The sequence below is a fragment of the Paenibacillus sp. FSL R7-0198 genome (genome assembly GCF_038000415.1).
GTDB lineage: Bacteria > Bacillota > Bacilli > Paenibacillales > Paenibacillaceae > Paenibacillus.
The window spans coordinates 4,442,982-4,455,435 of record NZ_JBBOCB010000001.1 but is presented as its reverse complement, the minus strand read 5'-3'; the positions used below and the strand labels follow the sequence as shown (position 1 = coordinate 4,455,435).

The window sequence follows — 12,454 nt, the reverse complement described above, 5'->3', positions numbered from 1 at the left end:
GCCTTTTGTTATATACGGACAACACTCCGATTCTTCACGTTATTTCTGCCTGATCTGAAGTTTCAAAATTTCCTCCCGGATCACCTGCATCCCTTCTTCGATTCTCTGCTTCGGCACATTGGAGATGTTCAATCGCAGCATTTGATCCTCATGCACCTGATATGTTCCCTCCGGATAATATCGTTCTGTTGTATCAACGATGACACCACGCTTTTGAAGCCGGGACAGCAGAACACGAAGTGGGATATCACCCGCCAAAGGCAATACGGTATGCTCCCCTCCTGTTCGAGGAGCGTCCATAAACGGAGCAAATTCTGGATATGTGTCCAGTTGCTCATGTACTGTGTTCATCCGGGCAGCATAGCGGTTACGAATCACTTTCCTGTGATGAGCAAACATTCCGCTGTGGACATAGATCTCCAGAGCAGCTTGAGACAGGACGGAAGTGTCGATATCGAGCATTTTTTTGTATGCACCAAACGATTCAATTAGAGGCGAAGGCAGAACAGCTACACCAATGCGCAAGCCTGGAAACAAAATTTTGGAGTAACTCTTCAGATAGATAACCCGGCCTTCCGTATCATATGACCATAGCGGGTCCTGTTTCGTATTGTCCTCCAGATCAGCCAGATAATCGTCCTCCACCAGATAGACATCGTACCGCTGAGCAAGCCGGATCAATCTCTTCTTCTCCGCAACAGTTAACGATGTGCCAATTGGATTGTGAAAGCGCGGCATGACATAGAAAAACTTGATATCTCCCTCAGCGAACTGACGTTCAAGCGATGCCCAGTCCATCCCATCCAGGGTACGTCTCACACCGGCAATCGGCACATTCAATCCACTCAGTAGCGAGGGCATATTATGATAGGTCGGTAGTTCAAGCAGTACTTTTCTCTTTCCATTGGGAAAAGGCATCAATGCAAGTACAGCCAGTGCCTGTTGCACACCTGACGTGATAAAGAACTGCTCTGTTCTCGCAAACACCTGATAATCCGAAAACTGCTTCTGCAACAGCAGAATTAGCGAAGGTAATCCCTGATCCGTGCCATACATAAATAACTCTGCCTGCTTCTTCTCCATCGCCTGATCCACACAGTGACGAAAGTCTGCATAAGGGAACACCCTTGGATCGGGAGCAGCTGAAGCAAAGTCCAACGCTCCCTGCCAGTCCATGTCCTGAGCACCTGTCCCGTTCTGTACAGCATAATAACCGGATTGAGGTATGGCGTACACCAAATGCCGCTGTTCCAGCCACTCATATGCTCGAATTGCTGTACTTACACTGCATTGATATTTTTCTGCTACAACTCGAACTGCTGGCAGTCGAATGCCCTTATCCGCCCACTGGCGACGATCCTGCTGCTGCATCTGTTCCTGAATCCATTGCTTTAACGCTTCGGCAATCACTTCGTATTTTCTCAATGCACCCATCCCTCTCCAACAACTGTACCGATACAGTTCAACCTTTTATCTATTGTAGCACGATGCACCCGGCAGTATATTGAATAAGGCCAGCACATGCCTCGAACCTGACATAATTCAGGATAATGAAAGATAAAACGCTATGACTACTGTATTGGAGGAGCATTCATGAACACAACACACACTCGGGTATATGCTTATATCGCAGCTATACTGTACGCAGCTATTATAGGTCTATCTTTTCTATTTGTTAAAATGACCGTCACTGTTGCACATCCGATTGATGTGCTTGCCCACCGATTCGCGCTGTCGTTGATCGTTGTCAGCATTCCTATCATTTTTGGCTGGATCAAAATTCGACTTAGCCTTCGTGATCTGTGGAGAATTATTCCGCTAGGGCTACTATCTCCCGTTTTATTTTTTGCCTTTCAAGCCTTTGGACTTGTATCTTCCAACTCATCGGAAGCTGGTATTATTCAAGCTATGGCTCCTGTATTCACACTCGTTCTCGCTTCAGTTTTCCTGAAGGAACGCACATCCACGATGCAGAAGATGTTCCTGCTTCTGTCTGTCGCTGGAGTAGTTTTTATCTTCATAATGCAAGGAAGCGGCATGTCTATAGGTAACCTGAAAGGCATTGCATTATTGCTGTTATCCACAGTCTGTTTTGCAGGGTATGGTGTGCTTGCAAGACCATTAACCCAGAAGTACAAACCAATGGAACTAACATGGGTCACATTAATGGTTGGCTGTATTGTATTTAACGCCGCTTCCCTGATCCGTCATGCTTCCAGCGGTTCCATGATGGACTACATCAAACCACTTGGAGATACATCCTATCTGGGTGCGCTCGCTTATCTGGCAATTCTCTCCACCATGATCTCCACCCTGCTCGCGAGCTATGCTCTGACCCATCTGGAGGCTTCGCAAATGAGTGTATTCAGCAATCTGTCCACGCTCATCTCCATCGTAGGAGGTGCATGGATACTGCATGAACCAGTGGGTAGCTACCACTATATTGGTGCATTGTTGATTATCGCTGGTGTGCTTGGCACCAATATGAGTGGTCGCAAACATAGGCTGGTCAGTGGAATCAAGTCAGATTCCTTACATTGAGACAGCGCAGAAGTTGGTTCGCCGGTTCAACGAGTTATACGCTCCCCTCCTCCCCGAACCCCGCATTTTGACTGGAAAGCGGCCCGGGAAACGATGTTAGAGGTAAGAGAAGCCATGGGTATTTGTTATTTTGACTGACAGTATGAAGCGCTCCAATCCCGTTAACACTGCTGAGGACAGTCTATCGGGAAAAGGAGACCCCTCAGCATGAAACGAACACAACCTTCTTTTTTACAAGCTATGATGTTGATCATGTTGTCCGTTGGCTTGATCAGCCATGTTCTGATTATTCCTGCCCTTTTGGCTGCGGCCAAAAGGGATTCTTGGATTTCCGTCCTGTTATCAGCCGGACCATTTCTGATATTTGCGCTAATGCTCGCTTATGTCTCTCGTTTCCTCCAGCATCAAACCTTGCATGAATGGTTAACATCCCGTCTCGGCAAGCCCATTGGCATGTTATTTCGAGTTGGGAACAGTCTCTTTTTTCTGAGCGCAATCTATTTCACCCTGCACGATACCACCACTTGGGCCAAAACAAATTATCTGACAGAAACGCCAATTCTGGTAACCAGTATTGCCATCATGTCTCTCTGTGCCTATGGGGCATATAAAGGCATACGCTCACTGGCATTTACGGCAGGATTGATCCTTCCACTAGTGGTACTGCTGGGCTTCTATGTTGCAATTGTCAACACTCAATACAAGGATTATAGCCGTCTCCTGCCTGTGTTAGAACATGGCTGGCATCCGGTGCTGAATGGCATGATTTACAGTCTTGCAGGCATGTTTGAACTGGTGTTCATCTGGTATATCCAGCCTCATCTCTCCAAACGTATACGTGTATGGCAGTATCTGATGCTCGCACTCATTCTTGTGGGACTGACTGTCGGCCCACTCATCGGGGCGATTGTGGAATTCGATCCTTTTGAGGCTGCCAAAATGAGATATCCCGCCTTTGAAGAATGGCGAATTGCCTCCTTGGGCAAATACATCGCCCAAACCGACTTCTTTTCCATCTACCAATGGCTCGCAGGCTCGTTCACCCGGATTAGTCTCGCCATGTATATTGTAGTAGAAATATGGAATATTAAGAGCTCTACCAGAAGGCTTATCAGTTGTATCTCGTTAGGTGTCTTCTTTATTCTAACCATGTTGTATCCTCTGGATGATATGACCTTCGAAAAGCTTCTGGTCGAATACATATTTCCGTTCAATCTCTTGTATCTGAGCGGACTTGCGATTATCGCGACGACGGTTGCCTTTATCCATTCACGCCATCAGAGGAGGAAACATCATGGAGCATCAAGCGATTGACACCACGTCCCATGAAACACTGCTTGCCTCTTTGAAAGAGCAGTTCAATCCATGCGCAGATGTTGTTATTCAGACCTTTCCTGTCAAAGATGAATCCGATCAGCCAGTCATTTTGCTCTATTGCGAAGGACTGGTCGACGGCAAACAAATCAATCAATTTATTATTCCCCGTCTGGAACAACACTCCCTGATCATTGAGGAATCACATCCCCACGAACTGGGATTAACCTTAAATCCGATTGAGGATCTCACTGATTCCAAGAAACTTAATCTGTTGATTTTTAGTGGACAACTACTGATCATTTTTGGTAATGGTGTGCAGGCCTGCAGTCTGGATATCGCTGATATCCCGGGACGCAGTCCAGAAGAATCAGCCATTGAAACATCTGTTAAAGGCCCGCGCGATGGATTCACCGAAGAACTCACTACCAACGTGGCCCTTATTCGCAAACGAATGAAAACATCTTCGATGTGTTATGAGAAATATGTCAAAGGTGGTCGTACCCAAACTGCCATTGGACTTCTATATGTAAAAGATATTATTAATCCAGACATTCTGAAAGAAGCACAACACAATCTGGATCAGATTGAGATTGACGGCATTCTGGGTACCTCAATCATGGAGCGAGCTGTCATGGGAGGGATTCGGAGTATTTTTCCACTCACAGATAATACTGAACGTCCTGATTTTGTCGTCGATTCCCTGTTAAATGGACGTTTTGCCGTTCTCATTGAAGGTTCTCCTGTGGCGGTCATCGCACCAACTACACTTTTCAATCAGTTGAAGTCCCCGGAAGACAAAAGCACACCTTTTTTCATCGTTACCTTCGAACGGATTTTGCGTATTTCCGGTCTGCTGATTGCCTGTTTCTTCCCAGCCTTCTACATCGGCCTGACCAGTTTCAATGTGGAACAAATTCCGCTACCTCTCTTGGCTACAATTGCTGGTACTAGAATGGGCCTGCCCATGCCGGTGACGCTGGAAGCCTTTTTAATGATTTTTATGTTCGAGCTATTTAACGAAGCCGGTCGGCGGTTACCACGTGCGTTAGGGCAGACGGTCAGCGTGGTCGGCGGACTTATCATCGGGGATGCAGCCATTCGTGCCGGGATTACATCGCCCACCATCATAGTTACGGTAGCGATCTCAGTCATCTCCAGCTATATTCTCGTGAATACCGTGCTCAGCGGGGCTACTGCACAAATTCGTATCGGAATGCTTATTATTTCTTCGATCCTTGGATTATTTGGATTTATGATCGGACTGTTCGCTCTGTTGGTACACCTCGTATCGTTGGAGTGTTATGGCGTATCCTATCTGTCACCCGTATCTCCCTACATTCCAGGAGACTTCACTCAGGCCGTATCCATGCCCCCTTCCATGAAAAAAAACAAGCGTCCAGAAGCACTTCACACCCAAGATTCCACTCGCTGGAGAAAACGGTCATGACCAGATGGATGTCCATGAGTGGCCTACTTGCGGGGTGCTTGATCCTGCTAACGGGATGCTGGGATTCCAAAGAGGTGCAAAGTATTAACTTCATCACGGCCATTGGAATAGACTATGTGGACAACCAATATATTGCGTATGCCCAGTTGATTGACTTCTCCAGTATTGCAAAACAGGAAACGCCAACTTCCCGGGAAACAAGGGATATCTGGATTGGACGGGGCGAAGGTTCAACACTGAGCATGGCTATTAACGACTTGTATGAAACATCACAGCAGCAAACGCTCTGGACTCATGTTAAAGCCATTGTTTTATCGAAAAATGCTCTGGAAGGGAAGCTGGAGGATATATTTAATACGTTGCTACATTCAGGTCAACTGAGATATACACCCTGGATTTACGCGACAGAGCAGAACATTCCGGATGTGCTCTCCCCATCTGCGCTGCTGAACCAATCTGCCCAGACGATTGAGTTATTCGAGCCCATGAGGCTATACAAACAGCATTCCGGTTTCGAACCTATCCGGCTCCATCAGCTTCTCGATGGACTGCGTGAGCCGGCTTCCGTCGTTCTTTTACCCTCGGTATCAACGAGGAACGAGACCTGGTTCAACGGCGATAAAACGCCACCCCTTGTTAGAATGGATGGGTTTTATGTCATTTCCAAAGGCACAAGTCAGGGTAGAGTTGCAGGAGCAGATGCAGATGGTACACGTTACGTAAATTATGAGCGCGTACATCAGTACCCACTATACGTATATGGGAATGGTGGGAAAACTCCTGATTTAACCTTGATGCTTCGCCATCCCAAGACGAGAATCACGGCGAGAAAACAAGGAGATGGCGTCACATTTGATCTAGTTACCTCGGTCAAAAGCTCCATCACCGAAGATCACGGGGCTCCTCGGTCTCCACATGCCATGGAACAGGAAGCGGAGAAACAAATCGAATCCCAAATCCGAGATACGTTCGAAAAAACCAAGTCACGCAAGATCGATTCATACGGTCTCGTGGAACACCTCTATCGCCACAATCTGCCCTTATGGCAACAAGTGGTCTCCCAACGTGCTGACCCCCTGGAGCGTTTCAAGCTCGGCAAAGTAGAGGTCCATGTGGATATCCTTAATGCGAGCACGTATAAATACAGCGATTAAGTGAAGAAAAAGAAGCCCCGTGCCTGCATTGGATGCAAGGTTACGGGGCTTCTTACCATCTCCAACTATGTTGTCGATTAGGGAAGTTATCCTGATGGATACGCCATGACACTCATCAAAGCCAATTCAGGCTGGGTCGTGTCCAAACGACTGTACTGGATGATAACGGGGATGTTGCTCGAAACCGTAATTGCATAAGGTACGCCCATAGGAATAGTCTGCTCCCCGGATCGTAGCGATGCAGTGCGAATATGCTTCGTCCTTCTTGCTGGCACTTCAGCGACAATACCTTCGAGTGGTTCTCTATCTTCAAAGTAAATCGTGATGTGCAGCTCCGCATCCGTTGCACTGGTGTTCAGTACACAGATGCTTTCGTGACTCTCCAGTGTGCCGCTGCTCTCCGGCGGGATGTAGCCATCCGGAATGACCCAGTAGGTGTGACCTGTCGCTGCTGAAACATTCTTACGGGCAGATGTGCCTGATTCTGTCTGGTCAGGTGTCATTGAAATACATCCTCCTCTTTTGCGATTGCAATATTTAGTTAAAAATCTGCGGGCTCGCGGGGCAGCCGCTTCGGCGGACGGATCGGGCTACAGGCCGCTGTTGGCTCGGGATTTCTATTCATTCCCCCTCAGCAGGGGAAATCCCGCTCCAAAGGCGGACGCTTTGCTCCCTCTACCCGATTCCGCCCTTCTTCGCTGCTACGCTCGCCTGTTTTTTAAAAGTTTATTGCCTTCGCTATTCGCTGGGCAACTTTTACTGGCTCGTTACTTCGTTTAACTCGCTACAGCTTTTAAACCCTGAATAGCTGCGGGCATTCGCTTCGGTGGGCAGATCGGGCTGCTGTTGGCTCGGGATTTCTATCCATTCCCCCTCAGCAGGGGAAATTCCGCTCCAAAGGCGGACGCTTTGCTCCCTCTACCCGATTCCGCCCTCCTCCGCTGCTACGCTCGCCTGTTTTTTTAAAGATTATTGCCTTCGCTCTTTCGCTGGGCAACTTTTGCTGGCTCGTTACTTCGTTTAACTTGCTACAGCTTTTAAACCCCTGAATAACTCGCGGGGCAGTCGCTTTGGTGGGCAGATCGGGCTGCGGGCCGCTGTTGGCTCGGGATTTCTATTCATCCCCCCTCAGCAGGGGTAATCCCGCTCCAAAGGCGGACGCTTTGCTCCCTCTACCCGATTCCGCCCTCCTCCGCTGCTACGCTCGCTTGTTTTTTAAAAGTTTATTGCCTTCGCTATTGGCTGGGCAACTTTACTGGCTCGTTACTTCGTTTAACTCGCTTCGCGTAAATACAGACGCACAGGACTTAAAATCCTGCGGGAACTTATCTCCTAGAGTAGTAAAATCAAGTTCTCTACAACTGCTACGATTACTCACCTATCGCAGATACATCTGCAACGGTTGCAATTGCAACTCGCGGATGGCTTCTGCCACCTGCTGGGCAAGGCGGCGGGCGCCTCGTTCCTGAAAATGCGTGTTATCCTCCACGCCTGAGGGGAAGTTCACATACTCGCCTGGCAGTACCCACATAAAGTCGTCCTTGGTGCCTTCAACGCCCGCCTGCTCGAACAGAAGACGGCTGCGCTCAGCCAGATCGATCAGTGGAACATTTTCCTCTTCCGCCAGCTCACGCATGGCGACGATATAATCGCCATGCGTATCGGTCAAAGTGCCATCATCCGCAAAATAGCGACGATGCACCGGGGTTATGAGTACCGGACGAGCCTTGGCTTCGCGTGCAGCGTCGATATACTTTTTCAAATATTCCTTATATGTTGTGAATGGGTCCGTCCCACGTTCGGGGTCAGGCTTCTCATCGTTATGTCCAAATTGAATAAACAGAAAATCTTCAGGCTTGATTCGCTCCAGAATGGCGCTGAGTCTGCCTTCATTAATAAAACTGCGGGAACTGCGCCCTGACTGGGCGTGATTATCTACTGCCACATCATGTTTGAACTGCGCTGGCAATAACTGGCCCCAACCGCAATACGGATATCCACTTTCCTGCTGATCCGTTACGGTAGAATCCCCGGCAAGAAATACAGTCATGGTCTGATTCGCAAGAGTAATCTCTAACGCATTGATTCTCGGTGCAGGACCAGAGAATGACAGACGAAATCTGCCGCCGCGAACAACGACCGAGAATCGCACCTCTGCACATTGTCCGGGAAGTGTGCGAATGGTTGGCAGTACAAGCCTGCCCTCACCAGCTTTCACGCGGGTCACTGTCTCAGCCAATTCATCACCTGCAACGAGTAATACTTGGTAGGTTCCGTCGGGAACATCCACGATGAACGATGCTTTGAGCGGAATACAGAAGCCTGAACGCAATCGGGCAGACATGGTTGTCTGCCCCGGATTGTTATAATGATGTTTCGTAGGATCCGACACATCGTCATCACGAATGCGTTGTTTCTCATACACCAGAGATCCTGCCTCGAATCCGTATCCTCCGCGTTCCTCATATGCGGTTGTTGCAGTTACTTTCAGATAATCCCCTGTCTCATCTGCTCTTCCCGAGTCTGGTCCAAAGTTAAACTTCCAGCTGGTCACGGACACTGCCTGGCCCTCTGCCGCTGCCTCCATGGCAACGGCCTGACTACCCTGAGCTTTATTCAAAAGCGATAACCTCCTTGGTTAACTTTCGTAAACGTTCATTCGGGCGAAGATACGAAGATACAGTGAGTCTGGCTTATCCTTTCAATCCGCTGGTGCTCATCCCTTGAACAATTTGTTTTTGGAAGATGAAGAACACAGCTACAACCGGAACCAGACTGACGATGGACATGGCGAACATTGCACCCCAGTTGGAAGCAGATTCGCTATCTAGGAACATTTTCAGCGCCATGGATACGGTATATTTTTCAGGCGAGTTCAGGTACAATACCGGACCGAGCAGATCCTCCCATCTCCAGTAGAAGGAGAAAATCGCTGCAGTCGCCAGAGAAGACTTGATCAGAGGCATAATGATCTGAATATACAGCCTGAATTTGTTACATCCATCGATGGTTGCAGCCTCATCCAGCTCCTTCGGAATCGTTCGAATGAACTGTACCATCAGGAAAATGAAGAACGGCATTCCGAAGAATGTAGGTACAACGATTGGAAGAATTGTATTCAGCCAACCCAGCTTCGTGAAGATGATGTACTGAGGAACCAATACCACGTCATGTGGCAACATCAGTGTTAACATCATCAAGGAGAACCAGAACGTACGTCCCTTGAAATTCAGTCTGGCAAAACCGAAAGCGATCAGCGATGACGATATTACCGCACCAATGGTGGAAATCACCACGATTACAAGTGAGTTAGTGATGTAATCCATAAACGGTCTTCCAGCTGTGCCTTTCCAGCCATCCACATAGTTGCTCCAGATCCACTCCGCAGGAAACAGGGTATCCGCTGTGACGAAAATCGTACGGCTTTCCTTGAATGAACTGAATAGCATCCATAGGACGGGATAGAGCATCAGGAGGGCAAGAGCTGCAACGAACAGGTGATAAATGGGCCATTTCACATTTCTCCAAACCATCGTTACTTCCCTCCTTCAGATTCGTAGAACACCCAGTACTTGGATGTCAGGAATACAGCTACCGTGAGTATACCGATCATGATGAGCATGATCCAGGCCATGGCCGAAGCATAACCCATGTTGTTAAACATAAATGCCTGACGGAACAGATACAGAGAGTACAACATCGTACCATCCATTGGACCGCCCTCTCCTTTGGAGATAATGTAGGCAGGTACAAACGTCATGAATGCACCAATCGTTTGCATAATCATATTGAATAGAACGATTGGGCTAAGGAGCGGCAAGGTAATGCTGAAAAATTTCCGAATAGGATTTGCACCATCTACACCTGCTGCCTCGTACATCTCAGTGGGGATATTTTTGAGACCAGCCAGGAAGATCAGCATGGACGAACCGAACTGCCACACAGACAGTGAGATAAGCATAACGAGGGACGCATTCGGGTCACCAAACCAGCTGATTGGCCCAATCCCAATTGCCGTTAGAGCACTGTTGATAACACCTTCATTACTGAAGAGGTTACGCCACATGATGGATACAGCCACACTACCACCGATAATGGATGGCAGGTAATACAGCGTCCGGTACGTTCCAATCATACGAGAGCCAGTGTTCAGGACCATCGCTACGAAGAGGGCAAAGATCAACCTTAACGGTACCCCAATGAATACATACAGAAACGTCACTTTGACCGAGTTCCAATATTTCGGATCATCAAAAAACATTTTGGTGTAGTTATCGAGCCCAATCCACCGCGGAGAAGTGAACAAGTTATAACTCGTAAACGACATATATAAGGACACAAACATGGGGATCAGTGTGAAGCCCAGGAATCCAATAATAAACGGGCTTATGAACGCATATCCGGTTAAGTTTCTACGTAACGACGAATACTGCCTCAATGGAACGAACCTCCTTCATGGATCAGCTTGCTCCCTCATCCTTGCTTCGGTCATCTGGACGGGGAAAGGCCCTCGCATTCGCGAGTAGCCCCATTCCCGACCATCCCTGAAGTGGGACGAGCAAGCCATCATTCAACTGTTATTTATTGTTCGCAAGTACAGATTCGGCGTTCTTGCGGAATGTTTCTGCTGCCTGTTCAGGTGTAATTTTGCCAAAGTTCAACTCTTCAACCACATCTGCCAGAGCAGAGATTACTTCCGGTGAACCAACCGGTGGCGGAGAACTCATTGGTGAAGCTTTTGGCTCCATGGCTGCTACGAATTCAAAGACCTGTTTCGTTGCGTCACTCAGCTCAGGTGCGATAGCTTCTTTGATTGCTCCTGAAATTGGCACACCGCGCTCACCTTTGATCAGTTTGTTGGCTTCCACGTCATTCACCCAGAAATCAATGAATTTAGCCGCTTCTTCCTTCACTTTGGAGTTGGACGTCACACCCCAGTACATACTTGGCTGCATATAAAGTCCTTTTTCCATATCCGGTCCTGGCATTGGAGCAATTTCGAGCGGACGGTTCGCTACCTGTTGCAAGGCTACGAACTGGTTGGACCATTGCCATACGCCGATTCCTTTTTCCTTCACGAGATCCGATTCCTCAATAATGCCTTTGGTTTGGTTGGCTACATCCGGTGTAGGTGCTGCGCCCTGCTCAATCATGCGGCGCATAAGTCCGAAGAATTCCACAAACAATTGGTCATCATCATAACCAAGACCAGTTCCTTCTGCATTGTAGAGGGAATGTCCTTTGGTACGCAGGAAGTAATGGAAGAAGATATCCGGAGCTACGCCTCCATCCAAATACAGGCCTTTTTCTGCGGCTTGTTTACCCAGTGCTTCGTATGATTCCCATGTCATATTTTCAGGCATAGCTTCCGCTCCCGCTTTTTGAAGCAAAGCAGGGTCGTATTGGAAGCCCAGAACGTTTACACCGGCAGGTACACCATATTGTTTACCGTTAATTACACCTGTGCTAATAACGTTCTCGGACACATCGTCCACTTTGATTTGGTTGCCCAGATATGGAGCAAGATCCTCAAGCTGACCATTCTGTGCATATTGGCTGATGTAGGAAATATCCATCTGAACGATGTCAGGCAACTGATTTGCAGCTGCTTGTGGTGCGAGCTTTTTCCAGTAGTCATCAAATGAAGCATATTCCACATCGATTTTGACATTCGGGTTTTTCGATTTGTATAGGTCGATGACCTTCTGTGTATATTCATGCCTTGCATCCGAGCCCCACCAAGCGATCCGCAGGGTAACCGAGTCGTCCCCAGACGCTCCTTCAGTTCCTCCACCTGAGCTACATGCCGCTGTAAACACGAGCAAAGCAGCCATCATCAGGAATATTGCCTTTTTCACCATGCCAATCTCCCCTTTTATGTTGATATGGTTGTGTGAAGGAGTTATCTTTTTATTTCTGATAACGCTTTCACAAACTTATTAATGTCATTTTCGCAAATGTACGACCAGAGTTGAATACACAAAACCGTCTTGTT

General features: G+C 47.9%; 10 protein-coding genes. 4 read left to right on the top strand and 6 right to left on the bottom strand.

What is annotated here, in order from left to right; all coding sequences use genetic code 11:
• Positions 1–39 precede the first annotated feature (39 nt).
• Positions 40–1,434, bottom strand: a complete 1,395-nt coding sequence (locus MKY87_RS19420) for an aminotransferase-like domain-containing protein (protein WP_249913782.1) — start codon at positions 1,432–1,434, stop codon at positions 40–42.
• A 159-nt stretch (positions 1,435–1,593) separates the two neighbouring features.
• On the opposite strand from MKY87_RS19420, the gene MKY87_RS19415 reads away from it, so the two are divergent.
• From MKY87_RS19415 to MKY87_RS19400, 4 genes are all read left to right on the top strand, one after another.
• Positions 1,594–2,541: a DMT family transporter gene (locus MKY87_RS19415; RefSeq protein ID WP_339786452.1), complete on the top strand. Its 948-nt coding sequence runs from the start codon at positions 1,594–1,596 to the stop codon at positions 2,539–2,541.
• Positions 2,542–2,748: 207 nt separating this feature from the next.
• Positions 2,749–3,855, top strand: coding sequence for a GerAB/ArcD/ProY family transporter (locus MKY87_RS19410; protein WP_339786455.1), 1,107 nt, complete (start codon positions 2,749–2,751; stop codon positions 3,853–3,855).
• Positions 3,836–5,305, top strand: coding sequence for a spore germination protein (locus tag MKY87_RS19405; protein ID WP_289391102.1), 1,470 nt, complete (start codon positions 3,836–3,838; stop codon positions 5,303–5,305). Before MKY87_RS19410 ends, MKY87_RS19405 begins: the two co-directional genes overlap by 20 nt.
• Positions 5,302–6,459, top strand: a complete 1,158-nt coding sequence (locus MKY87_RS19400) for a Ger(x)C family spore germination protein (protein ID WP_340965756.1) — start codon at positions 5,302–5,304, stop codon at positions 6,457–6,459. The genes MKY87_RS19405 and MKY87_RS19400 overlap by 4 nt, the downstream gene beginning before the upstream one ends.
• Positions 6,460–6,545: 86 nt before the next feature.
• On the opposite strand, the gene MKY87_RS19395 is transcribed toward MKY87_RS19400, so the two are convergent.
• From MKY87_RS19395 to MKY87_RS19375, 5 genes are all read right to left on the bottom strand, one after another.
• Positions 6,546–6,962 carry a sensory rhodopsin transducer gene (locus tag MKY87_RS19395; RefSeq protein ID WP_340965755.1) on the bottom strand — a complete coding sequence of 139 codons (417 nt, stop codon included), beginning with the start codon at positions 6,960–6,962 and terminating at the stop codon, positions 6,546–6,548.
• Between the two features lie 875 nt (positions 6,963–7,837).
• A complete protein-coding gene (locus MKY87_RS19390; protein WP_445669460.1) occupies positions 7,838–9,046 on the bottom strand; it encodes a rhamnogalacturonan acetylesterase in 1,209 nt (402 codons plus the stop codon).
• A 106-nt stretch (positions 9,047–9,152) separates the two neighbouring features.
• Complete coding sequence (locus tag MKY87_RS19385; protein ID WP_338590729.1) at positions 9,153–9,992, bottom strand: carbohydrate ABC transporter permease; 840 nt, start codon at positions 9,990–9,992, stop codon at positions 9,153–9,155.
• A gap of 2 nt (positions 9,993–9,994) precedes the next feature.
• On the bottom strand, positions 9,995–10,897 hold the full coding sequence (locus MKY87_RS19380; RefSeq protein ID WP_047841423.1) for a carbohydrate ABC transporter permease: 903 nt from the start codon (positions 10,895–10,897) through the stop codon (positions 9,995–9,997).
• 139 nt (positions 10,898–11,036) lie between these two features.
• Entirely contained in the window at positions 11,037–12,320 is a 1,284-nt protein-coding gene (locus tag MKY87_RS19375) for an ABC transporter substrate-binding protein (protein WP_221818698.1), read from the bottom strand.
• Positions 12,321–12,454 lie beyond the last annotated feature (134 nt).

Excerpts from the sequence above, each read along its gene's own strand:
- MKY87_RS19420 (WP_249913782.1), bottom strand. The coding sequence starts at position 1,434 with ATGGGTGCATTGAGAAAATACGAAGTGATTGCCGAAGCGTTAAAGCAA.
- MKY87_RS19410 (WP_339786455.1), top strand. The coding sequence starts at position 2,749 with ATGAAACGAACACAACCTTCTTTTTTACAAGCTATGATGTTGATCATG.
- MKY87_RS19395 (WP_340965755.1), bottom strand. The coding sequence starts at position 6,962 with ATGACACCTGACCAGACAGAATCAGGCACATCTGCCCGTAAGAATGTT.
- MKY87_RS19400 (WP_340965756.1), top strand. The coding sequence starts at position 5,302 with ATGACCAGATGGATGTCCATGAGTGGCCTACTTGCGGGGTGCTTGATC.
- MKY87_RS19415 (WP_339786452.1), top strand. The coding sequence starts at position 1,594 with ATGAACACAACACACACTCGGGTATATGCTTATATCGCAGCTATACTG.
- MKY87_RS19405 (WP_289391102.1), top strand. The coding sequence starts at position 3,836 with ATGGAGCATCAAGCGATTGACACCACGTCCCATGAAACACTGCTTGCC.
- MKY87_RS19375 (WP_221818698.1), bottom strand. The coding sequence starts at position 12,320 with ATGGTGAAAAAGGCAATATTCCTGATGATGGCTGCTTTGCTCGTGTTT.
- MKY87_RS19390 (WP_445669460.1), bottom strand. The coding sequence starts at position 9,046 with ATGGAGGCAGCGGCAGAGGGCCAGGCAGTGTCCGTGACCAGCTGGAAG.
- MKY87_RS19385 (WP_338590729.1), bottom strand. The coding sequence starts at position 9,992 with ATGGTTTGGAGAAATGTGAAATGGCCCATTTATCACCTGTTCGTTGCA.